Here is a 22,713-nt window from a genome sequence, read left to right on the forward strand (position 1 = left end):
CTATGATTGACTTATCGTCATATCCAAATAACCAAAGGGGTCACTTTTCGTGGATTCAACCGGGTTCAACTACCTCAACCTAGAGTTCATTTTCATGGGCGACAAGCCTGAATCTGCACAACTGGTACGCACCGCGCTGGCCGATCGCCGCCTGCTGGGTTTCATCGGCGGAGCTGTTGAGCGCGAGAACTCCACTGAAGTAGCCGCCGAGGTGGCCACCGTGAGCGAAGCCCGCGATGCGGTGCTCTACCGCATCGATGCCAAGGGCAAGCTGCGCGAAGGCTCGCGCGTGACCAAACTGGTCCACGAACTGAAGAACTCCACCGGTGCCGACTACGTGCTGGTTGACGGGGATGAGATTGACGGCCCCAACCCGGATGACGAGCAGCTCGGCGAGTACGGCGGCACCAACGAGCTGCTGCACGGGCCAAAGCTCAAGGGTTCCGAGCTGGTGCTGGCAGCGGGCTTTGCCGAGAACGAGATCACCGTTTGGGAGAACGCATCCGGGCTGATGGCCATGCCCAAGGAACCGGTCTATGCCCCGAGCATCTCGCGCTCGAACCGCCCGTACCTGTCCTTGGACCGTACCGGCAATGCCATTACCGCAACCATCGAGGCCAAGGGCCCGCGCCGGACCATGTTCGGTTCGTCGGTGTCCATGGTGGTGGACCTGGAACGCACGGCAATCCTGGAACCGGAAGCCGGCTCGCCGGCAGCGGTGCGCCTGGACGAGCTCAACAGCTTGCTCTTTGGCTGGGACGAAGAAGAAATGCAGATCATCGAGCAGCTGATATCGGATCCGGCCGACCGCGCCGAGGCCCAGCAGCTGCTGTGCAGCAGCGGGGACCTGAAGGACATGAAGCGCCTGGTCGCGCTCTTCGGCTTCGACCCGCGCAGCATCGATTACCTCACCGGCCGTCCGCTGCCCGAAGACCGCAGGGTCATTGCCACCGGAGGCCCGTTCAAGACCTTGAAGTCCGCACTGGCTGAGCAGGAGCGCGAGGCCAAGGGCCTGGAACGGCTGCTGTACCGGCACAACTGGAATCCGAAAGCGCTGATGGGTTCGGGTGCCGCCGTACTGGCCTCCGGCGCGGCAGCGCACCTGGTCCTGGCCAAGAGCGGCAAGTTCGCCTGGCTGCCCAAGCCGGCGCGCCAGCTGCTGATGCTGGCCTGGTACGCCGATGGCGCCTTCTATCTGGGCAAGGGCATCGTCGATGCGCTGAAGGCCAGGAACAAGAGCTAGGCGCCCACCGCAGTCAAAAGGACAGCCCGGCGGGAAGCTGGATCCGCTTCCCGCCGGGCTGTCTTCTGCTTTTCGTTCCTAGCCGCGTTCCCTCAGCTCAGGGAAGTCGGTATCGCGGTATTCGCCGCTCGGGGTCGTGCCGGCCGCATGCTGCTCTTCCTCGGCCAGGCGCAGCTCCACGCGGCGGATCTTGCCGGAAATGGTTTTGGGCAGCGCGGAGAATTCGAGCCGCCGGATCCGCTTGTACGGAGCCAGGTGCTCGCGGCAGAAGCCGAGGATGTCCTTGGCGACCTCCGCGCCGGGCTCGACGTGCGATGCCAGCACCACAAAGGCCTTGGGCACCGAGAGCTTCAGCGGATCCGGCGAAGGCACCACCGCCACCTCGGCCACCGCGGGATGCTCCAGGACCACTGACTCCAGCTCGAAGGGGCTGAGCTTGTAGTCGCTGGATTTGAAGATGTCGTCGGCACGCCCCACATAGGTCAAGACGCCCTCATCATCGCGTTCGGCGATATCTCCCGTGTGGTACACGCCGCCACGCAGCGCCTCGGCGGTTTTCTCCGGATCGGCGAAATAGCCCTTCATCAACCCGGCAGGCCGGGGATCCAGTCGCAGGCAGATTTCCCCGATTTCGGCCAGCTGCCCTGTGGTCGGATTGCGCAGCTCCACCGCATAGCCCGGCATCGGGCGGCCCATCGCGCCGACCTTCACCTCGGTACCCGGCGAATTGGCAATCTGCACGGTGGTCTCGGTCTGCCCGTAGCCATCACGGATCACCTGCCCCCACGCGGTGCGCACCTGGTCGATGACCTCGGCGTTCAACGGCTCGCCGGCAGAGACCAGCTTGCGCGGGGGAGTCTGCAAGCTGCCTAAGTCCGCCTGGATCAGGTAGCGCCAGACGGTGGGCGGCGCGCAGAAGCTGGTGACCTTCTCCGTATCCATCTGGTTCATCAGCGCCAGCGGATCAAAGCGCTCGTAGTTGTAGACGAAGACCGTCGCTTCGGCGATCCACGGGCCGAAGAAATTCGACCAGGCGTGCTTGCCCCACCCGGGGGACGCCACATTCAGATGGACATCGCCTGGTTCCAGGCCGATCCAGAACATGGTCGCCAGGTGGCCGATGGTGTACGAGGTATGGGTGTGCTGGACCAGCTTCGCCAACGAGGTGGTGCCCGAGGTGAAGTAGAGCAGCATGTTCTCATCGGCCAGGGTCGGGGAGTCCAGGCGGAATTCGGCCGGCGCGTCGTGGGACTGGGCATAGTGCAAGGTCCCTTCGGCGGCCTGCCCGCGGACTTGCACGATCCGGTAGTCCCCGGGGACTGCTTCGAATTTGGCGACCTGGTCATGGCTGGTGATCACCCAGTTCGCGTTGCCGCGCTCGATGCGGTCGGCGAGGTCCGCGCTGACCAACTGCGTGGTGGTCGGGATGATGACCGCACCGAGCTTCATGCCGGCCAGCATCACTTCCCAGAGGGCCACCTCGTTGCCCAGCATGACGATGATGGTATCGCCGCGCTGCAGGCCTTCGTCGGAAAGCCAGCGGGCCACCTGGGTGGAGCGGCGCGAAAGCTCGGCCCAGCTGTAGCGTGCCGAGCTGCCATCGGGTTCGGTGAGGATCAGTGCCGGTTCATTGGCTCGCGCCGGGTCCTTGGCTACCTCGTCGAACCAGTCGTAGGCAAAGTTGAAATCGGTGAATTCCGGCCACGTGAACTCTGCCCGAGCCCGGTCGTAGTCATCGCGTGCCGCCAGCAGCAGATCGCGTGCTGCCCGGAACTTCTCGGTATTGCCCATGGGGGTCCTTTGCGTGATGGGCGCCTGCGCCCGGCAGAATTCTTCGGTCTTCAGGATTCAATATACTTCAGTGCACAGTTCTGGCGAATTGTTGCGCCACCATGCGTGGTGCAGGTGCTGAACTTCACGAATTTTGTCCAGTAGCTTCCAATACGGGCATGCATAGTGACCGAACGCCCGATCCGGCTGAACCCGCTGGCGGGGACGCTGCCGGTGGCAGGCTGGCCAAGGCGCCTGCGAGCAGTGCCGGGCAGGCAACTGGACTCGCAGTTGCCGATGGTCTAGCGTCTGGACTATGCCAAAGGAAGAGACCCCCGCCAAGAAGCACAACCCCCTGTTGGTCTTGGGAAAAATCAGTTCCATCCTCGATTCCTTTTCACTGCGCCAGCCCGTGATGTCCTTGGCCGATATCCGTGAAGCAACGGATTTGCCTGCCTCCACGGTGCAGCGTCTTGTCGCGAATTTGGTGGGGCAGGGTTTCTTGGACCGCGAGGATGACGGCTTCCGCATCGGGATGAAGATGGCCTACTGGGCCGCGCCGGCGACCCGGGGGCGGGAAGTGTTGGACGTCATCAGCCCGTCGTTGCGCGAACTGCGCGACTTCACCGGGGAAACAGCCTGCCTTTTCCGTGCCGAGCAGCAATTCCGCGTGTGCGTGGGCATCGCCGAAACGCGCCACGCGCTGCGCAGGGAAATGCACCTGGGCGAGCTCGCCCCATTGCATGCCGGATCTGCCGGCCGCGTGCTGCTGGCCTGGAAGCCCGAGCTCATGCAGCGGTTGCAGGAATCACAGCTGCAGCCGCTGACCGATGCCACGATTACCGGCATGGCCAGCCTGCAGAAAGCGGTTCAGCAGACCCGCGCCGATGGCTTCGCGATCACCACGGGGGAGCGTGAAAGCGGGGCCTCGGGACTGTCCGCACCGGTGTTCGATTCCGCGGCGGGCCTGGTGGCGGCGGTGACCATCAGCGGCCCCACCCTGCGCATGCCGCGGGAGATCTGCCAGAGCTGGATCGAGCCGTTGCTGGACACCGCTGAACGGATGACCCGGCTGATCGGCGGACGCTTCCCGGGCGAAACCCACCGGCCTTCCGCCTAGCGCCGCCCGCCCGGTCCGAGGGCCGCGGCGGCACCAGGCAGCAGCGGCACTAGAGGCTGGTGCCGCAATCCGGGGTGGCATCAGAGGGGATCACCCAGGCAAAGGCTTCTGCCTTGGAACGCGCCCCCTGGGCCGACTTGGAACGGTTCGGCTCGCCCAGCTCCTGCAGCAAGGATTCAGAGAGCCCGACGAGCCCGGCAAAGCGCTGCGGCGTGAGCCATGGCGGCTGGGTGGCGAACAGGATGTCCTCGCTGGAAGTGTTCCCGCTGGCCCCGGGGGCGAAGGGACAGCCTCCCAGGCCGCCGAGCGCTCCATCAACCAGGGTGGCTCCTGCCGAAATGGCTGCCAGCGTATTGGCAACACCCAGCCCCCAGGTATCGTGGCCGTGGAACACGATGCGCCGTTGCGGGGTTTCGCCGCGCACCCTGGAAATGAGCGAGGCGACCTGTGCCGGAACTGCTTGGCCCAGGGTGTCGCAGATGACGATGTCGCAGGTGCCCTCGGCCCGTGGATCATTGGCGATGTCCAGCACGCGCTCGGCGGGGACCTGCCCCTCGAAAGGGCAGGTGAACGAGGTGGCCAGGCACAGCTGGATGCGCCCGCCGGCTTCCTGGGCATAGCGCACGGCTTCTGGCAGGGCGGCAAGGCTTGCCTCCGTGCTGCGCCCGATATTCGCCTGGTTGTGCGCATCGGAAACAGAGAGGCAATACTGGAAGTTCCGGATGCCCGCCTTGGCCGCCTTGGCCACATGCCCCGGGGTCGCCACCCAGATCCAGCAGCGTTCCAGCTCGTCGGGGCGCAGCCCCCGGGCAACATCGAGGGTATTGGCCATGGGCGGCACCAGGTCGGCACGCGCCATGGAGCCGAGCTCGATTTCCTGGACTCCGAGCCGGATCAACTCGCGCACGGTCCTGATTTTCTCCGGGGTGCTCAAAAGCTTCCCGGTCAGCTGCAGCCCGTCACGCAGCGTGACGTCGCGCAACGCGGCTGCGGGGGTGAATGAGTAGCTCACGCGATATTCCTTTCGCCAGCCGAGGCTTGCGCAATTTGCGCATCGGTCATTCCCAGCAATCCGCCCAGTACCTGTTCGGTATGCTCCCCGAGGTCGGGGCCGAGATTCCGGATGGGCAGCGAGGTGCCTCCCATGACCGGCACGATGCCGGGGAAGCCGACACCGTGCAGGGTTTCCTCGCCGGTGGAGACATCCAGATGCTGGATCATGTTCCGGCAGATGTATTGCGGCTCGTTGGCAATGTCCTTGGCGGTGTAGATCGGGCCGGCAGGAACTCCTGCCGCATCGAGGATGGCCAGGGCCGTGCTCGAATCCACGCTTGCGGCCCACTGGCCAATGGCGGCATCCAGCATTTCCCTGGCCTCCCAACGCTGGGCATTGCCCTGCAGACGCGGATCGGCCCCGAGCTCCGGCCTGCCGATGGCTTCCATGTAGCGGCGGTAGATCCCGTCACCGTTTCCGGCGACCACAATGCTGGCCCCATCGGCGCAGACGTACGCATTGGATGGCGCAATGCCTTCCATGCGTCCACCGGTGCGGGTCCGGGTTTCGCCGTAGGCGCCGTGGTCAGGGAGCAAAGATTCCATCATGGAGAACATCGCCTCGTGCAGCGCCACATCGATCACGCGATGGTCCAACCCGAGGGAGGCCTTTTCCCCGCGCGCCATCTCCCGCTGGTAAAGCGCCATCACCGCACCGAACGCGGCGTACAGTCCGGCAATGGAATCGCCAATCGATACGCCGACACGAACCGGCGCGCGATCCGGATCGCCCACCAGATTGCGGAAGCCGCTGAAGGCCTCGGCCACGGCGGCAAAGCCCGGGCGCTCGGAGAGCGGCCCGGTCTGGCCGAAGGCCGAGATGCGGGTGATCACCAGGTCCGGATTCACGGCGCTGAGTTCTTCGGGGCCCAGGCCCCACTTCTCCAAGGTGCCCGGACGGAAGTTTTCCAGCAGCACATCGCAGTGCTTGGCCAGTTCCAGCACGGCCTCCCGGCCGGCGTCGCTGCGCAGGTCCAGGACGATGGACTTCTTGTTGCGGTTGATCGTCCGGTACAGCATCGAGACGCTGCCCTTCTTGAGCCGCCAATTTCGCAGCTCGTCCCCGGTTCCCGGGCGTTCCACCTTGATGACCTCGGCGCCGAAGTCCGCCAGGAGCCGGCCTGCAGTGGGGGCGGCAATGTAGTTGCCCAATTCGAGAACGCGGACACCCTTCAATGGGGCGATGTGCTCTGACATGTTCTGCCGTTCCTTTGCTGTCGCGCTAAATGAAGATGTTGAGGATCATGACCATTCCAAGGGCCACGATGGATGCGACCGACACGCCTACGCTGACGGTCTTCAGCGCACCGCGCACGGTCTGCCCGAACAACGACTGCAGGAGCCAGAAGGTGTTCGAGGTGACGTGGACCATGAACAGCGCTCCGGAACCTGCCGCCAACGCGATGAGCACCGGGTCGATGCCCAGGCTCGGGGCGATCGGTGCCAAGAGGCTTGCCGCAGTAATCCCGGAAAGGGTCACCGAGCCAACGGCAATGTGAAGCAGGGCCGCGATGCCCCAGACCACTACCAGTGGTGCAACGGTGCTGGCCGAGAAGAACTGGCCCATGATGTCGCCCAATCCAGCCGTGGAAACCGTGGCTGCCAAGGAGCCGCCGACACCGGTCAGCAGCAGGATCTGCCCGCTTTCCCTGAACCCGCTGGCCACGCCGCGGTCAATCGCCTTCTGGCCGATGGTGTAGCGTGCCACGGCAATCGTTCCGACCAGGCCGATGAGCAGGGCAACTACCGGATTGCCGACCAGCTGGATCCAGCTGGCCTCATAGCCGAGGATCTCGGCCAGCGCGCCGCTGGCGATGAGCAGCAAGGATGCGAGCAGCGGCAGGAAGAGCAGGAACAGGGGCGCCTCGCGGCGCTGCCCGGTCTGCACCGCGGTGGCCGCGGTGGCTGTTCCGGCGTTGCCGGTGCGTGCCGCATCCTGGCCGGTTCCTTCGCCGCGCTCCAGCTTGCGGGTACCCGGTGTCGGCTCGTCTTGCGCCAGCAGCTGCTCATCGCTCTCGGCTTTCCAGAAGCCGCGGTCGAAGAAGAAGGACATGATGGCGACGGAAATCAAGACCGTGGGCACGACGACCAGCAGGCCGAAGATCAGCATCTTGCCCAGGGGAACTTCAAGCATGCCGGCCAAGGCGACGGCGCCGACGCCAGGGACCATGAGGACGATGCCGACCTCGCCGGCGATGGCCATGGCCGTGGCAATGCGCGCGGTTCCGTGCTTGCCGATTTTCGGCGCCATGCGCCGGGCCAAGGGGGCCGCGATGACCAGCAGCACATCGAGGAAAATGGTCTGCAGCGCGGTGCTGACAGCCAACGCCATGGTGTAGGGCAGCCGTTTGGGGCCGAAGGTGTTCAGCAGGTGCTCGACCAGGCGGCGGATGGCGCCGGTCTCATTGAGGATGGAACCCATCAGCACGCCGAAAGCCACCAGGAGTCCGACTTCCACCATGATGTCGCCGAAACCCTGGGTGATGGTCTCGATGGTCTTGGTGACTCCCAGGCCGGTGGATAGGCCCAGGTAGAGCGAGCCAATGACCAAGGCGATGACTGGGTTGACCTTGAATCTCACGATAAGCACCACGGCGGCAAGCACGGCCACCGCGGTATTTATCAGAATCGCGATATCGGACATGTTGGATCCGTTCTAGAGGAATCGGGGAGCAGTGTGACATAAGCCACGGCATGAGAACTCATAGTATGAGTGTCAGCTCACGATGTAAACTATTGGCTTCTTAAGCGGGAAACCTCTGGAAATAAACCCGCGGCGAACCCTGGCGGCTTGACGCGAGGAAGGGGAGCGGTGATGGGCTGGCGGACGTTTCGAGGGAAGAGAAAAATCCAGGGCGCCTGCCGAAGTCATGTCCGGAATGCGCCCTGGATGCTCGATCCGGTTGCAGCCGCTGGCGAAGACGCTGCTGGTGGCGGGCTCTCGCAGCGGGCTTCGGGGTCGGAGTGCCGGTTGCCAATGCAGCAGCACCGGCGCTCATGTTGCGTCTTAGTCCCTTTGATGCAGGAGAATCATGCTTATTTTAGTGGTAAATCGGTGGTAAGGTCGTGGTATCAGGGAATCTCGGCGAGAAAGGCAAGGGGCCTGCAGGTGGGAATCACAACGACGATTGGAACGGCTCACGCGGAAACGTCTCGCATGGATTTCCGTGAGATTGTGCGGAGATTGAACGCATCCCTCGGAGCCGCAATGGTATCCGCGATAGCGGGCGCGAAGGACCCTAAAGCAAGCTACCGCTGGCAAAAGGAGAACGGAACGGTCCCCTCGGATGCGTCCCAAGCTCGTATTCTGCTAGCTCACCGTGCGTGGATGATGGTCTCGGATGTTGATGGAGAACAGGTAGCTCGCCAATGGTTCCTCGGCGCTAATCCCTGGCTCGACGAGATTTCACCCGTCGAAGCCATTTACCAGGATCGGTTCAAGGCTGTGATCGATGCAGCCGAGGCCATGTCCTCAGGTGGGTACAACGGATAATGAACGGCACATCGGAAGAAGTGGACGGTCAGCCGAGCATTGTGCGCGAACCCCTGGCCGGCTTCCGCATCGCAGCTGAAAGCTACGGTGCGATTAATCCCCCGAAGCGGGGTTACTTCTTCCCTGATGATGTCGGAGTATGGAACAGGTATGACACAACCGGCCGCACTCTGTACGCGGCGTCCACGCGCCAGGGCGCCTTTACTGAATGCCTTGACGGTTACCGGCTGGACCGTAAGTCCCGGACTGCCATCGACTTCATGGCAGAACTGTTCAACATCACACAGGCAGAGGCCCACGCTCTACACATCGAGGAGCAGAAAGCGCTGGGGCACGATGAACCCGGAACGTTTCCTAGAAATTGGCGCGAAGGCCGCCGGCTCTACGAACTGACGAGCAAGACCGACCTGCTGTGGTTCGACCTGAACACAGCGCATTCGCTGGCCTATATCGACCGGACCTTAGGCTCCGAAATAGCCAATACCTGTGGTGTGAACGCCGTTGACCTATCTCACCTGCTCGGAGCAGATCGCAAACTCACCACCTTGATTTCCACGAGATTGCGTAACTTGCGGCTCCGCGATGGTAGCTTCGCGGACGGGATCCGCTTCACTTCCCGCCACGGCGTCGGTACTTGTTGGGCGTTTTGGATGAGGCGTACCGATGACGGGCTCGACAACGAACTGGTCTTCGCAAGCGAGGGCCGGAAGATACGCGCAGACGATCGGGATCTGCTGAATGTCTCTGAACGGTTCAACATCCGTTTTAGCTAAACGGCTATTCTGCTTCTATGTCTTCTTCTGATCGTGCAGCCTGGGCCGTTAGCTTATCCGTGCTTTCTGATAGCGATCCCTGCAGTTTGTTGCACTGGTGGCCAACGTGCAGCACTAGAAAATGCCCTCACTCTCAGGGCTTTCGCGGCGGTTGCCATTGGACGCAATGTTTCAATGTTCTCGGAAGCTTGGCGTGGCGCGGCAGGCTATTTACTTCTGGTGCGGAAAAGCTCGGGAAACAAACCCATAGGAACCAGCATCGTCGACTCCGAATGAAGTGCACTGCCCTCGAACTTCGCGCGCAGACAGAATCTGTTGGATGCTCTCATCGCAAGGCGAATCCAGGGCACCTGCCGAAGCCATGTCCGGAAGGCGCCCTGGATGCTGGAGGTCCCTATCCCTTGAGATTCGGGAAGTCGGTGTCCCTGTATTCGGTGCCCGCGGGGGCGCCGGCGCGGTGCCGGTCCTCTTCAGCCTGGCGCAGCTCCACCCGGCGGATCTTGCCCGAGATCGTCTTGGGCAGGTCCGCGAATTCCAGCCGGCGGATGCGCTTGAAGGCCGAAAGGTGCTCGCGGCAGTAGGCCAGGATCGATTCGGCCAATTCCGGTCCGGGCTCATGCCCGCCGGACGCGACGATGTAGGCCTTGGGCACCGTGAGCCGCAGCTCATCCGGTGCTGGAACGACGGCCGCTTCGGCCACGCCCGGATGCTCAATCAGAACCGATTCGAGTTCGAAAGGGCTGATCTTGTAGTCGCTGGATTTGAAGACGTCATCGGCGCGCCCCACATAGGTCAGGACGCCGCGTTCGTCCCGCTCGGCGATATCCCCGGTGTGGTAGACCCCGTCCCGGAAGACCTCATTGGTCTTTTCCTCGTTCTCGAAATAGCCTTTCATCAGCCCCAGCGGGCGCTGGGCGGTGACCAGGCAGATCTCGCCCACATCGCCTTCTTCCCCGGTGGCCGGATCGCGCAGCACGATCTCGTAGCCGGGCATCGGGCGCCCCATGGCGCCGATGGTGATGGGCTCTGCCGGGGGATTGGCGATCTGCACCGTGGTTTCGGTCTGCCCGAACCCGTCGCGGATCACCTGCCCCCAGGCCTTGTGGACCTGGTCGATGACCTCTGCGTTCAGCGGCTCGCCGGCCGAGACCAGTTTCTGCGGCGGATGCTCCAGCGCACCGAGGTCGGCCTGGATGAGCAGGCGCCAGACCGTCGGTGGCGCGCAGAAGCTGGTGACCTGCTGGGCGTCCATCTGGTTCATCAGGGCCACTGGGTCGAAGCGGTCGTAGTTGTAGATGAAGACCGTCGCTTCAGCGATCCACGGGGTGAAGAAGTTGGACCACGCGTGCTTTGCCCAGCCCGGCGAGGCGACGTTCAGGTGGACATCGCCTGGTTCGAGGCCGATCCAGAACATCGTGCTCAAGTGCCCGACCGGATACGAGGTATATGCGTATGCTCGACCAGCTTGGCCTTCGAGGTGGTGCCGGAGGTGAAATAGCGCAGCAGCGTTTCATCGGCGCGGGTCGGGTGCTCCAGGGCGAAGGCCGCTTCTGCCGAGGATGACTGGGAGTAGTCGAGGATTCCGGCCGGTGGCTGCCCGCCGATCTGGATCAGCGTGTAATCGCCCGGCACCGATTCGAACTTGGGGATTTCGCCCTCGTTGGTGACGACCCATTGGATATGGCCGCGGGCAATGCGGTCGGCCAGATCGGTGGGCGTCAGCTGCGTGGTGCAGGGGACCATGACCGCACCCAGCTTGATGCCTGCCAGCATCGATTCCCAAAGCTCGACCTGGTTGCCCAGCATGATGGCGATTGAATCCCCGCGCTTGATACCCTGGTCACTGAGCCAGCGCGCAAGTTGGGTGGACCGGGTTGATAGTTCTGCCCAGGTCCGCTGGGTGCAGCTGCCGTCGGATTCGGCGATGACCAGCGCTGGGCGCTCGGAGCGCTGCGGATCCCGGGCGACGTGGTCGAACCAGTCGAAGCCGAAATTGAACTCGGTGAATTCCGGCCATGCGAACTCGGCGCGAGCCTGGTGGTAATCCTCCCTTAGCTCCAGGAGACGGTCACGGGCTGCTCTGAATTCTTCGGTAACGCTCACAACTAACCTTCCGTAGCTCTGGGTAAACCACCAAAACCCAAGGTGAGGTGGATCACCAGTCAATATACTTGGAAGTCCTAGCGAGTGGAAGATCGCCACCGATATAAAACCGTGCCACCCCATGATGACTGTGCAAAGTTCCCGGTCCCTGGTTACGCGGTGACCAGAGTCCAGCTAGCAGTTTATTGCCGATATCCCGTCTGCAGCGGCGGCGTGTGGCCTTGCATTATTTCTGGGGTCCGACTGCCCGGACGCAGGCTTCGTTGTTTTTGGCCTTTGAGGCCTTCGACCAGGGCTGTTAGGGGCTGGTCGTGCTGCATTTCCAGGGCAGTGGTTTTCTAATCCTCGCGGACGCAACCCGTACCGCCGGGGCAAAGGCATAGCGCAGTGGCTGCCGCGTGGCCCGGGGGAACCTGCGGAATCTGCCTGGTTGGCGAGCTCGTTTGCCTGTGCGATCGTTATCGCATCGGCGGTTTCGCTCGCGACCGTAGTAGTGGAAGCGGGTAGAAACGTGCTGTTGATCGATCTGGATCCACGAACAGTCCAGGCCTATCCGCTATAAGGTGCCGACCAAGAAATGGGACTGGGTGACCCATGGTTAAAGCCAGGCGGCTTTGTCCGGGTAGCCCATTTTCCGTGAAATCTGAGGATTAACTACGATGCCCCATGCAAACAGGGGTCGGGTTGTTCTTGGAGATAAAATCTCGCAAGGCCGACTAAAAGTGGTACCATATCCAGTACTGCTAAGGAGGGGTATGGCAATCACAGCGAGTGAGGCGCGCCGCGATCTTTTCGGCTTGATCGAACGAGTCAATCTTGACCATGCCGAAGTCGAGATCTTGTCAAAGCGCGGATCTGCAGTCCTCATGTCAAAAGAAGAGTATGACTCTCTGGTGGAAACGAGCTACCTCCTGCGCTCACCGAGGAATGCGATTCGCCTGCTTACTGCACTGGAAGCGGCACGCGGTGGCCAAGTGTCCGAGCGTGGACTTATTGATCCGTGAGCGAAAGACTGCTGACCTGGACGGCGGTCGGCTGGGAAGACTATCTCCACTGGCAGGCCCAAGATCGCAAAACGCTCAGACGCATCAATATGTTAATAGGGGATGTGCTGCGTGGTGACCCATTTGAGGGTATTGGAAAACCTGAACCGTTGAAGCATGCCCTGGCTGGCGCATGGTCGCGCCGCATCGATGAAGCTAATCGACTGGTCTATATTGCCGATGATCGCGCAGTGACAATCCTGCAGGCCAGATATCATTACTGAACGGTTTTAATCACACGGCCGCCTGGCAAGCGCGCGTTATCGCGGCGCTTCGAGGGGAACGTGCGGGCGAAATCTCTATTGATGGGCAGATCGCTTCCATGGATAGCTGCAAGGGTCCGGCACGCATGATCCGTGCAGGGCACGTTGTAATCCCAAGCTGACTCTTTGTCCTGCCGGCAGGGCGCGCTCAAGATATTCGGCAGCCGCTGGCCCGAGGCATTCGACCCCATTGCCCGGGTGAATGGCTTCGGGGATGTCGATGTTCAGCAGTTGGACTCGAGTTTCTGCGCCCGCCACCCTGGCGTCCATGGTGTCGCCATCGGCAACCCGGATGGCCGTACCGCGATTCTCCGATCCGCCACCGCTGGTGAGTTCTATGGCACAGGCAATCAGTGGCCCGGCCGCCGCATGGAAATCCAGATGGCCTTCGTGGTTTTGTCAGCGGGGTTCTTGATGTGCGAGTGGGCGAGGCTAACGCCATTCCGGAATAGAATTCGCTGTGAGCGGCTGAACACCCCAATTTCATTGAAGCATCAAGTAATTTGCGATAGGCTGTTAATCAATAGGGAATCGATGCACTTGGAAAAGGAGCTTGCCATGTCAGTACTCCAGCAAGACAAACTAGCGGCCAACACCCACATGAACGCAGTCCAGCTCAAGGTCGGCGACATGAAAACCATGAGCGAGTACTACCAGAAGGCCCTGGGCCTTGAAGTGCTGGCCGAATCAGCCGAAGGCACCCGCCTGGGCCGCGGAACCCAGGAACTGGTCAACCTGCAGAACGCGCCAGGACTGCAGCTCCCGTCGCGCAACGAAGCGGGCCTGTTCCATACCGCGCTGCTCTTCGACACCAAGGCTGATCTGGCTGCGACCGTCCTGTCGGCAGCCCAGTTCGACCAGAGCCGCTTCGTGGGCAGCTCCGATCACCTGGTATCCGAAGCGTTCTACTTCACCGACCCGGAGGGCAACGGCATCGAGCTGTACTGGGACCGCCCGCGCGAGACCTGGAGCTGGAACGGCGGCGAGGTGGCCATGGACACCATCTACCTGGATCCGAACAAGTTCCTCAATGAGCACCTGACCGAGCAGTCCATTGCCGGACAGCGCAAGGCCGCCGCGGATGTAGGCCACGTGCACCTGCAGGTGGGCGATGTCGCAACCGCCCGCCAGTTCTACGTCAGCACCCTGGGCTTTGACGAAACCACCACCCTGGGCGAGCAGGCACTGTTCGTCTCGGCCGGCGGCTACCACCACCACATGGCCATGAACGTCTGGAACTCGCGCGGAGCCGGCCCGCGCAAGGACACGCTGGGGCTGGGCGAAGTGCTGATCAACGTCCCGACCGAAGAAGAAGTCGGCAAGCTGGCCGAGCGGCTGGCCTACGCCAAGGTGGTAAACCACCACACCGGAGCCGAACTTCGCTTCCGGGATCCTTGGAACAACGAACTGCGCGTCGCCGTAGGCTAACGCGGATCCGGCACACCGAGGCTTCATTGCCCCCGGGCGCTCGCCGAATCGGCGAGCGCCCGGGGGCACTTCCTGTCTTCACCCGGTTCCGGTGCCCAGGGCCTCCAGGTGCTCGGCAATGGTCTTGGCGGTCAATGGACGCGTCCGGAATGGCCGAACATTCCCTGCCCCGGCCTGCTTGAGCACCTGCTGGGCGAAGGCGGCCGGGTTGGCCACGTCCAGGTGGGTCAGGTTCTCCGGGGCGTACTGCCACCACTGCGATGCCTGGAGGGCCTGGACGGTCGGCGCATCGAAGCGGTCGCGGATCTTCTTGGCCGGCAGGCCGCCGACCACGGTGTACGGCTCGACGTCGCTGGTGACTACGGAATTCGAGGCGATGACCGCGCCGTCGCCGATGGCGACCCCATGGCCCAGCGTGACCTTTTCGCCGATCCATACATCGTTGCCGATGGAGATCTTCCCCGGCGTGTAGCCGTACTTCGTCGTGCCCAGTTCCGCGCCGTGATCAGCCGCGTAGGTGCGCATCAGCAGCCGCTGGTTGTAGAACACCGGGCTGGTCGATGCCCACTCCAGGGGGTGCTTGGCTCCCATGACCGTCAGGCCCTTGGCGATCGAGGTGAACCGTCCGACGCTGATGGCCTTGTTGAGCTTTGAATGGGTGTAAGAGAACGCGCCCATGCGCGGAAGGGCTGTTCCGCTGGTTCCCCAGAAGGTGGTGTAGGGATCCAGCGCGAGGTCTTCCTGGTAGCTGATCCACGCCTCGGGATTGCAGGTGCTTCCGGTGTCCTGGAAATCCTTCATGCCCGGAACCGTCATCAGGATCCGGTGGCTTTTGAGCAGCGGTCGCAGTTGGGACATCTGAATTCGCATGCGATCGACTTTATGGGACCGGACTTGGAGAATTGTCAGCAAGTCCCGAACGCGCGCTGGATGCGAGCTGCTGCCCGGCTACTGCTTGGGGCGGAAGGAGAGGTTCTTGTGCGTGGTGAAGTACGGCAGGATCATTGTTTCGGGCAGACCCAGGCGCTTCATTTCCATGGCCTTGCCCACGCGCAGGCGCAGGTTCACGTCCACCGCTGCATCCTGGTCCTGGGTTTCGCCCAAGAGCTGCGGTTCCACATCGAAGACCGCCAGCTGCTCGTCCACACTGCTGCTGGCCACGGCCGCGATTTCTTCCTTGCTGTCCCGGTTGGAGAAGACCAGCTCGAAGGTTGCCGGTTCGGGCAGGTCTTCGGTGTGGGCCCGATGCTCCACCCGCACCTGCAATCCCTGGCCGTCGGGGAAGTCGACGCCCCGCAGCCTTGCTTCGAAATGCGGGACGCGGTTCTTCGCGCCCAGCTTCTTGAGCATCTTCGCCATGGACATGGTGTCCTCCCAAAGTGAGACTAGATCGCGAGCTTGGTACTCGCTGGCAAAAGTGCGGGCCTGCTGCGACATCCGGGCGGCCAGGGCGGGATCGTCCATGAGCTGCTGCACCCGGTCGGCCATGGCCTGGATATCGCCATGGCGGACCAGGAAGCCGTTATGCCCATCGGTGATGCTGTCGGCAGGGCCGAAGTTGATGTCGAAGGACACCGGGATGCATCCCTGGGCCTGGGCCTCGAGGATGACCAGCGCCTGGCCCTCGTTGGTCGAGGTGAATAATTGGGCCGTGCAGGAAGCGAAGTGGCGGGGGAGCTGGTCGGAGTAGCCGTGGAAGATGACCGACTCGCGCAGGCCCAGCTCGGCGGCCCGTTCCGCCAGCGCGGCGTGTTCGCTGCCCTCGCCCACAACGTGCAGGGTCGGCCGCTTGCCGCGAAGGGCCAGCTCGTGGAGGACATCCAGGGCGGCGGCTACGTTCTTGTTGGGGGTCAGCGAGCCGGCCACGACCAGGCTGGTCGAGCTGCGTTCCGGTACCGGCGGTTGCACGGTGGACGGGTTCAGCGGGTTGGGGATGACGAATGCCGAGTCGGCTTCGCCGAAGCGGTCGACATAGGCCTGGCGCTGGGCCTGGGTCAGGAAGACAAAAGCATCCCAGTTGGAGCGTTCTTCGATGATGGGTTCGTGGCCCTTGGAGAGCTGGCCGCTGGCAAGGTCCTGCCCCTTGGCCACATGGATGCTGTGGAACGCGAACACCTTGGGCACGTGCACCGGTTTCCAGGAAGCGAGCATGGCCGCGGTGTACTTGCTGTCGATGACCACCAAGGAGTTCGGGTGGTCGACGATCTGCGACAGCCAATGGCGGTAGAAAGCCGCCGCGCTGGGGAAGCGGGCCACCAGGGTTCCGCTGCGGTCAAAAGCCTCAACGATACGGCGGGCCTTGCCGTCGTGGAACTTCATATCGGACAAGAAGACGGTGCCATCGGCCCGGTAGTACGTGGTCTTCTTGACCCCGCCTTCGGGGCCGGCAACGCTGTGCTCGCAGAACAAGGTGGCATCCTGGCCGGGGTGGTGGACGGACTTGCGTACCGTGAAGTCCAGGCAGGCCGGTTCGGCCTTCCGCTCGGGGATACTGGCCTGCGGCTGCAGGTCATGCTCCGCCAGGTGGAGGTAGGGATTGAGCACCCGGACCTTGGGCGAAAGCTTGCCGCGCTCGACGAGTTCCTCGACAATCTGCGGGAGCTGTTCGTTGGGGCCGAAGGTCACCACCGCGGCAGAACCGTGCCGCTGGGCGAACGCGGCCGCGCGCTGGGTGCAGACGGTGGTCATCCCGCCGAATTCGCGCTCGAGCTTCCACGTGACCATGTAGGCGTCCAGCTGCTGTTCCCTGATATTCACGGAGAATGATCCTTAGTTTGACCACGGCAAAGTTAATTTCGCGCGAGGATATGCAGTTCCTCGCGCCACATTCCAGACTACGCGGTGAAGCTAGGCGGGCGCTGGGAAGACACCGTCGTGTCGGCCTCGATTTCCCTGAGCTGCACCGCAGGGCCGGCCCAGTGGCCAAAGAGGCGGCCACCGCGGATTCGAACGCATCTTCGAAAACGCCGTGGCGCTCGCCGAACGCCGTGGGGGAATCGCCGGGAAGGCTCCAGCCCTTGCTCTTCGGTGCGAAACTTCCTATGGTTCAGGTTATGGGGTACTCTCCCCACACTTGTTGGAGGCGCAGCGCGTCTCCGGTAAAGGACGGCACGTCATGTCGAGCAAATCCCCACGCAAGGGCGAAGCGAAAAAACCAGGCAAGAGCATCAAGGAAAAGCGCGCTGAGAAGCGGCTGAAGCACGCGGAGGTCGCTGTCGATCCGGTGCGCAAAGCTGCCAGATAACCACTGATTGGCATCGGCTCCCGCGCACGGAGCCGGTAAATGAATCGAGTCCCTGCCTACGGCGAATGACGCCGGGCAGGGACTCGAGTATTTTAATTGCCGGTATTCCGGGCGCCGCTTAGGGCAGCTGCGGATCGACCTCGAAGTGCTCGGCCACCTGGGTGATGACCTCATGGGCGCCCTGCAGCGACACCGAGGAGAGGAAGATCGAGTCGTCGACCTGCATGACCTCGCCTTCCAGCTTCTTCCACAACGGGTTGGAGGTGAACTTGTCTTCCTGGGCGCGCGACGCGTCGCCCTCGGCACCTTCCGGGGCCCAGGTGGACTGGAAGATCACTTCGGCGTCGGCCTTCAGGATTTCCTCCGGCGACAGCGGAACGAAGATCGACTCGGTGGTATCCGGGGCATCCTCCGGGCGCGGAATGCCCATGTCCACCATGATCTCGCCGATGAACGAATCGGTGGCGTACAGGCGCGCGGTGTCCTCGCCGGCGAAACGCACCAGCGAGTAAGTGGTCTCGGGCTTCTTCGCCAGGATTTCCTTGCCCACCGCGGCGGCGCGGGCCTCGTACTCAGCCACGGCCGTTTCCGCCTGCTCCTTCTTGCCCAGGGCCTCGCCCAGCAGCACCACGTTTTCCTTCCAGGTTGGTCCGGTGGACTCGGAGAAGATGGTCGGGGCGATCTTGTTCAGCTGGTCGTACATGGCGCCCTGGCGCACGTCGGCGGAGATGATCACGTCCGGCTCGGTGGCCAGCAGCTTTTCCAGATCCGGTTCGGTGATGGTGCCGACGTTCACGGCTTCGTCGGTCTGCTCGGTGATGTCGCCGAGGTACTCGGGGAAGGGGTTGTTGCCCTTGCGGTATTCGGTGTAGGCCACCAGCTCGGCTCCCAGCAGCATGGCGGCATCCACGTAGGAAGGGTCCAGTGCGGCGACGCGCAGCGGCCGTTCGGCCAGCTCGGTGGTGCCGCGGAAGTGCTTGATGGCCGCCGGGAAGCTGGAATCGGCTTCCGCGGTGGCGGCGGTTTCTGCTGGCTCGGTGCTCGGGGAAGAGCTGGCGCAGGAGGACAGGGCCAGTGCGGCCGCGGCCAGTGCGGCGCTCAGGGCGAGAATGCGGGGAGTGTGCATGCGAGTGCTTTCCATGAAGGTGATTGACTAATTAGCGCATGATGTATTTTTGCTTGCCCCACTTAGGCAAGGGTAAGGTTAGCGCGCGAGAAGAACAGTAGCATGGATCCGGCCGTCCTGGTCAAGGTCCTGCGACATCATTGCTTCGCATATCCTGCACGCACCCGCCGCGCACCGCGCGGCCCGAGAAAGGCCACCGACCATCGACCGCACCACACCGCGCATCAGCTCGCTGCTGGCCCTGGCCGCCGGCGTGGGCGCCGCCATCGGGCTCAGCCTGTGGATCGGCAGCACCACCTCCAGCTTCGCCGAGCTGCGCCACGCGCTGCTGGCCCCCGACGGCCAGGTCAGCGACATCGCCATCCGCGAGATCCGCTGGCCGCGCACCGTCACCGCGCTGGCCGCCGGCGCCGCTTTGGGGATGGCCGGCACGCTGATCCAGGGCCACACCCGCAACCCGATAGCCGAACCCGGCCTGCTGGGCATCAACCAGGGCGCGGCCCTGGCCATCGTCTCGGTCGCCGCTTTCACCGGCCCGCTGCCGGCGTGGACCCAGGCGCTGCTGGCCCTGGGCGGAGCGCTGCTGGCGGCCCTGGTGGTCTTCGGCATCGGGCGCATCGACGGGCGCGGGGGATCGCCCATCACCTTGCTGCTGGTGGGCGCGGCGGTCACCGCGCTCTGCGCCGGAGTGGTCTCGGCCATCGTGCTGCTCAGCGAGGCCGCCCTGGAAACCCTGCGCTTCTGGCAGGTCGGCTCCGTGGTCCAAGGCTACGAATCCTTCTTGTCGCTGTGGCCGCTGCTGGTGGCCGGCACCGTGCTGGCGCTGGCCAATGCCCGCGGGCTGAACGCGCTGACCCTGGGCGAGGATTCCGCCCGCAGCCTCGGGGTCACCGCCCTGCATGCCCGCGGGCTGGGGCTGGCGGCGATCGTGGCACTGTCCGGGCTGGCGGTCACCTTGGCCGGGCCGATCGCCTTCCTGGGCCTGCTGGTACCGCATATTTCCCGGCGCATCTTCGGCGCCGACTACCGCTGGGTGATTCCCGGCTCGGCCCTGTGCGGCGCGCTGCTGCTGTGCGTGGCCGATGTGCTCGGCCGCATGCTGGCCCGCCCCGGGGAACTGCCCGTGGGCGTGGTCATCGCGCTGCTCGGCGCGCCCTTCTTCATCTACGTGGCCCGGCGCCGCAAGGCGGTCACCGTATGAGCGCCCCGGCGATCCGCACCCCCGCTTCCGCGGTGCGCGCCCGGCGCGCTGTGGCTACCGGCCTGATCCTGCTGGCCGTGGCCCTCGCGGCCTTCTGCCTGCACCTGGCCATCGGGGGCACCCCGATCGCGCTGGGCGATGTGGTGGCCACGCTCTTCGGCGCGGCCCCGGATCCGCGCACCGAGCTGACGATCATCGAGTTCCGGCTGCCGCGCAGCGTGGCTGCGGTGCTGGCCGGGGCCGGCTTCGGAGTGGCCGGGGCGCTGACCCAGAACGTGGCGCGCAACCCGCTGGCCAGCCCCGACATCCTCGGGGTGACCAACGGCGCGGCCCTGGGCGCAGTGGCCGTGCTGGCCCTGAGCGTGCACGCCGGCGGGCGTTCGGAACTGCTGGTGCACTACGGGCTGCCCATTGCCGCCACCTTGGGCGGCTTGCTGGTCTCGACCCTGGTCTTCGCGCTGGTCTGGCACAGTTCCCTGGAAAGCAACCGGCTGGTGCTGGTGGGCCTGGGCTTCTCCGGGCTGTGCGCCGCACTGACCTCCTGGATGCTGACCCTGGGAGAAATCTACAACGCCCAGCAGGCGCTGACCTGGCTGGCCGGGACCATCAACGCGATCTCCTGGGCCGACCTGGCCTTCGCGCCGGTGGTCATCGTGCTGGGACTGGCCGCGGCCGCGCTGCTGCGCAACCAGCGCGAGGTGCTGGCGCTGGATTCGGATACCTCCCGCGCGCTGGGCATGAACCTGGGGCGCGACCGGGTCCTGATGCTCGGCATCGCCTCGCTGCTGGCCATTGCCGCGACCGTGATCGCCGGGCCGCTGGCCTTCGTTGCGCTGGCCAGCGGGCATGCCGCGCGGCTGGTGGCCCGCGGCACCATCCCGCCGGTGCCCCATGCCGCGCTGATCGGGGCGATCTTCGTGCTGCTGGCCGACCTGGTTGCGGCCCGGGCTTTCCCGGTGATCCTGCCCGCCGGGGTGGCCACCGCGGTGATTGGCGCCCCGTACCTGATCTTCCTGGTCATCCGCCAATCCAAGGTCCGCCAACGCGGCTAGCGGTTTATCCACAGCTGGCGATGGCTGCCAGCTCGGGCCTCTGGCCGCGCCCATGATGGGTCCATGGGCATCCACCAGCTAGCCGCAGCGATCCAGATCCTGCGCGAATCCATCACCGGGTCGCTCCCGCGCGGAGCGATCCAAGTGCTCCTTGAGCTGATGGCTTCCTGCTGCGCGCTGCTGGCCAAGCTCTCCTGCACCCTGCGCGAGTCCGATGACCCGCGGGTGGCGGCGGGGCATGCACGGCTGATTGAAACGCTCTACCGCTACACCCTGCGGGAGCAATTGCACTGCGCTATCCATCTCGAATCAACCGGCGCCCACCTGCTGGAAGACGATGAGCTGGCGGCCGTTTCCGCATCGCGGACCAGCTACGACCGCCCCGCCCGACAGCATTCAGGCCGCGCCCACTACCAGAACACCGGCGACTTCCTGGCCAGCTGGCTGGGGATCAACGCCCATGAGGGGCAGCACCGGGTGAATGACGCGCACCTGCTCATCGCCCGGCGCCTCATGGATGGCAGCACCGCCGCCCCGCGCTTGTCCCAGCTGGCCAGGCTCTACGCCGAAGCGCCGGATCTGGACCCGCGGCTGATTGCCCGCACGGCCCGCGCACTGGACAAATTCGAGCCGGCTGACACGAGCTTCCAAGGCCGGCCGCTGGAACCGGCCGCCCGCAATGAACAGGGCCAACTGCTCGATCACCAAGCCGCGGCCCTGCTGCAGGAACCTGACCGTGCCACCCGCGAGACCCAGCTCGCGGCGATGCTTTCCGCCGAGCGCAGGGCCCGCAAGCAAACCAGGAACCCGGCACCCGGAATCTATCCGCGAGGCACCGTGGGCGACTGCGACAAGTACGAGCTCTACATCGCCGGGACCCAGCGCGAGGAATTCCGCTCCACCCTGGCCCAGGCCGATAACCCGCGTACCAAAGCAGGCAAAGCCGCCCGTGCCGCCAAATCCGGTTCAGGCGCTGCCCCTGATGATGGCCAGAACGCCTCAGAGGACCAGCAGGAAGCGGATCCCGGGGCAAATGCCGGGCAATCAGCCACCGATGACCTGTTCAGCAGCAAGGAACCACCACCGCCATGGGCCCAGGACGGGCACGGGGAGGAAGAATCCTTGTCCGGAGCGCAGCAACAACCTGACAAGCTTGTTGATGAGCAGGAAACGCGCGGCGCAGGCGGAGCAGGCGAAGGCCTCCAAGCGTCCCTGCTGCTTGGCGATGGGGAGGTTCCGGTGGCCCAGCGCCGGCTCAACGCACTATTGGCCGCGCTGAGAGGGCGCACGGCAGGTGCCGCGCCCAATGGAATCATTCCAAGGATCGGCATCCATATCCAGTTGCGCGATCCGCAGGATCTTGGAGATCCGGCCAAGCTTCGCGCCACCTCCGACCACGGGGTGAAACTCGATTCCGTGGACACCGCACAGCTGATCTGCCAAGGCGAGATCTACCGGGTGGTCTTCGGACCCGATGGGCAACCGCTGGATGTAGGACGCAAGGAACGCTTCTTCACGGATGCAATGAAGCGCGCAATTTTCGCCCGCGACCGCGGATGCATCGTCCCGGGATGCACCGCACCGCCTGAAATGCTCGAATACCATCACGACAACTGGTGGGAACGTGGCGGGTGCACTTCATCGCGCAATGGCAGCTGCCTGTGCCGGAGGCACCACCATGCCATTCATGCAGGATTGCTGACCCTGGTTACCGTTGGGGGACTGGCTCACATCCTGCTGCCCAAGCACCTGGACCCGATGCAGGTACCGCGAAGAAACAGTGTTCCGGTGGCCGCCTGAG

At 64.0% G+C, this 22,713-nt stretch carries 18 protein-coding genes and 1 pseudogene; 11 read left to right on the forward strand and 8 right to left on the reverse strand.

Features of this window, described 5'->3' with window-relative positions; translation table 11 throughout:
* Positions 1 to 49: 49 nt before the first annotated feature.
* Positions 50 to 1,243, forward strand: coding sequence for a hypothetical protein (locus tag AAZQ98_RS04795; protein ID WP_434690231.1), 1,194 nt, complete (start codon positions 50 to 52; stop codon positions 1,241 to 1,243).
* A 78-nt stretch (positions 1,244 to 1,321) separates the two neighbouring features.
* Here AAZQ98_RS04795 and AAZQ98_RS04800 read toward each other — a convergent pair whose 3' ends face one another.
* Positions 1,322 to 3,034: an AMP-binding protein gene (locus AAZQ98_RS04800; RefSeq protein ID WP_434690234.1), complete on the reverse strand. Its 1,713-nt coding sequence runs from the start codon at positions 3,032 to 3,034 to the stop codon at positions 1,322 to 1,324.
* Between the two features lie 295 nt (positions 3,035 to 3,329).
* Between AAZQ98_RS04800 and AAZQ98_RS04805 the strand changes: the two genes are divergently transcribed.
* Positions 3,330 to 4,133 carry an IclR family transcriptional regulator gene (locus AAZQ98_RS04805; RefSeq protein ID WP_434690237.1) on the forward strand — a complete coding sequence of 268 codons (804 nt, stop codon included), beginning with the start codon at positions 3,330 to 3,332 and terminating at the stop codon, positions 4,131 to 4,133.
* A 49-nt stretch (positions 4,134 to 4,182) separates the two neighbouring features.
* On the opposite strand, the gene AAZQ98_RS04810 is transcribed toward AAZQ98_RS04805, so the two are convergent.
* The 3 genes from AAZQ98_RS04810 to AAZQ98_RS04820 are packed head-to-tail and all read right to left on the reverse strand — an operon-like array spanning position 4,183 to position 7,830.
* A complete protein-coding gene (locus AAZQ98_RS04810; protein WP_434690240.1) occupies positions 4,183 to 5,145 on the reverse strand; it encodes a hydroxymethylglutaryl-CoA lyase in 963 nt (320 codons plus the stop codon).
* Positions 5,142 to 6,383, reverse strand: a complete 1,242-nt coding sequence (locus AAZQ98_RS04815; RefSeq protein WP_400342319.1) for a CaiB/BaiF CoA transferase family protein — start codon at positions 6,381 to 6,383, stop codon at positions 5,142 to 5,144. Before AAZQ98_RS04815 ends, AAZQ98_RS04810 begins: the two co-directional genes overlap by 4 nt.
* 25 nt (positions 6,384 to 6,408) lie before the next feature.
* Positions 6,409 to 7,830, reverse strand: a complete 1,422-nt coding sequence (locus AAZQ98_RS04820) for a GntP family permease (RefSeq protein ID WP_434690242.1) — start codon at positions 7,828 to 7,830, stop codon at positions 6,409 to 6,411.
* A 684-nt stretch (positions 7,831 to 8,514) separates the two neighbouring features.
* Here AAZQ98_RS04820 and AAZQ98_RS04825 point away from each other — a divergent pair.
* Both AAZQ98_RS04825 and AAZQ98_RS04830 read left to right on the forward strand, forming a co-directional pair.
* Positions 8,515 to 8,679, forward strand: coding sequence for a hypothetical protein (locus tag AAZQ98_RS04825; protein ID WP_286172108.1), 165 nt, complete (start codon positions 8,515 to 8,517; stop codon positions 8,677 to 8,679).
* A complete protein-coding gene (locus tag AAZQ98_RS04830) occupies positions 8,679 to 9,452 on the forward strand; it encodes a hypothetical protein (RefSeq protein ID WP_133833451.1) in 774 nt (257 codons plus the stop codon). The genes AAZQ98_RS04825 and AAZQ98_RS04830 overlap by 1 nt, the downstream gene beginning before the upstream one ends.
* A gap of 394 nt (positions 9,453 to 9,846) precedes the next feature.
* Here the strand turns inward: AAZQ98_RS04830 and AAZQ98_RS04835 are convergent.
* Positions 9,847 to 11,555, reverse strand: a pseudogene (locus tag AAZQ98_RS04835) (AMP-binding protein).
* A gap of 755 nt (positions 11,556 to 12,310) precedes the next feature.
* Between AAZQ98_RS04835 and AAZQ98_RS04840 the strand changes: the two are divergent.
* The 3 genes from AAZQ98_RS04840 to AAZQ98_RS04850 all read left to right on the forward strand — a co-directional run bounded on the left by AAZQ98_RS04840 (position 12,311) and on the right by AAZQ98_RS04850 (position 14,289).
* Positions 12,311 to 12,559: a type II toxin-antitoxin system Phd/YefM family antitoxin gene (locus tag AAZQ98_RS04840; RefSeq protein WP_434690245.1), complete on the forward strand. Its 249-nt coding sequence runs from the start codon at positions 12,311 to 12,313 to the stop codon at positions 12,557 to 12,559.
* The gene (locus tag AAZQ98_RS04845) at positions 12,556 to 12,822 is read left to right on the forward strand and encodes a Txe/YoeB family addiction module toxin (RefSeq protein ID WP_434690247.1); all 267 of its coding nucleotides are present in this window, start codon (positions 12,556 to 12,558) and stop codon (positions 12,820 to 12,822) included. The genes AAZQ98_RS04840 and AAZQ98_RS04845 overlap by 4 nt, the downstream gene beginning before the upstream one ends.
* A 597-nt stretch (positions 12,823 to 13,419) precedes the next feature.
* Positions 13,420 to 14,289 (forward strand): VOC family protein, encoded by an 870-nt coding sequence (locus tag AAZQ98_RS04850; protein ID WP_434690248.1) that lies wholly within the window; start codon positions 13,420 to 13,422, stop codon positions 14,287 to 14,289.
* Positions 14,290 to 14,367: 78 nt separating this feature from the next.
* On the opposite strand, the gene AAZQ98_RS04855 is transcribed toward AAZQ98_RS04850, so the two are convergent.
* Together AAZQ98_RS04855 and AAZQ98_RS04860 are read right to left on the reverse strand one after the other, a co-directional pair.
* Complete coding sequence (locus AAZQ98_RS04855; protein WP_434690250.1) at positions 14,368 to 15,159, reverse strand: CatB-related O-acetyltransferase; 792 nt, start codon at positions 15,157 to 15,159, stop codon at positions 14,368 to 14,370.
* Between the two features lie 78 nt (positions 15,160 to 15,237).
* The gene (locus tag AAZQ98_RS04860) at positions 15,238 to 17,046 is read right to left on the reverse strand and encodes a glycosyltransferase (RefSeq protein ID WP_434690253.1); all 1,809 of its coding nucleotides are present in this window, start codon (positions 17,044 to 17,046) and stop codon (positions 15,238 to 15,240) included.
* Between the two features lie 358 nt (positions 17,047 to 17,404).
* On the opposite strand from AAZQ98_RS04860, the gene AAZQ98_RS04865 reads away from it, so the two are divergent.
* The gene (locus AAZQ98_RS04865; RefSeq protein ID WP_286134218.1) at positions 17,405 to 17,533 is read left to right on the forward strand and encodes a hypothetical protein; all 129 of its coding nucleotides are present in this window, start codon (positions 17,405 to 17,407) and stop codon (positions 17,531 to 17,533) included.
* A 118-nt stretch (positions 17,534 to 17,651) separates the two neighbouring features.
* On the opposite strand, the gene AAZQ98_RS04870 is transcribed toward AAZQ98_RS04865, so the two are convergent.
* Complete coding sequence (locus AAZQ98_RS04870) at positions 17,652 to 18,659, reverse strand: ABC transporter substrate-binding protein (protein ID WP_434690256.1); 1,008 nt, start codon at positions 18,657 to 18,659, stop codon at positions 17,652 to 17,654.
* A 253-nt stretch (positions 18,660 to 18,912) separates the two neighbouring features.
* Between AAZQ98_RS04870 and AAZQ98_RS04875 the strand changes: the two genes are divergently transcribed.
* The 3 genes from AAZQ98_RS04875 to AAZQ98_RS04885 all read left to right on the forward strand — a co-directional run bounded on the left by AAZQ98_RS04875 (position 18,913) and on the right by AAZQ98_RS04885 (position 22,712).
* Positions 18,913 to 19,860 carry a FecCD family ABC transporter permease gene (locus tag AAZQ98_RS04875; protein WP_286134219.1) on the forward strand — a complete coding sequence of 316 codons (948 nt, stop codon included), beginning with the start codon at positions 18,913 to 18,915 and terminating at the stop codon, positions 19,858 to 19,860.
* Positions 19,857 to 20,912: a FecCD family ABC transporter permease gene (locus tag AAZQ98_RS04880; protein WP_402472936.1), complete on the forward strand. Its 1,056-nt coding sequence runs from the start codon at positions 19,857 to 19,859 to the stop codon at positions 20,910 to 20,912. The genes AAZQ98_RS04875 and AAZQ98_RS04880 overlap by 4 nt, the downstream gene beginning before the upstream one ends.
* Positions 20,913 to 20,975: 63 nt before the next feature.
* A complete protein-coding gene (locus tag AAZQ98_RS04885) occupies positions 20,976 to 22,712 on the forward strand; it encodes an HNH endonuclease signature motif containing protein (RefSeq protein WP_400342328.1) in 1,737 nt (578 codons plus the stop codon).
* The last annotated feature ends 1 nt before the right edge of the window (position 22,713 follow it).

It is taken from the genome of Glutamicibacter sp. Je.9.36, assembly GCF_051129975.1.
Classification (GTDB): Bacteria; Actinomycetota; Actinomycetes; order Actinomycetales; family Micrococcaceae; genus Glutamicibacter.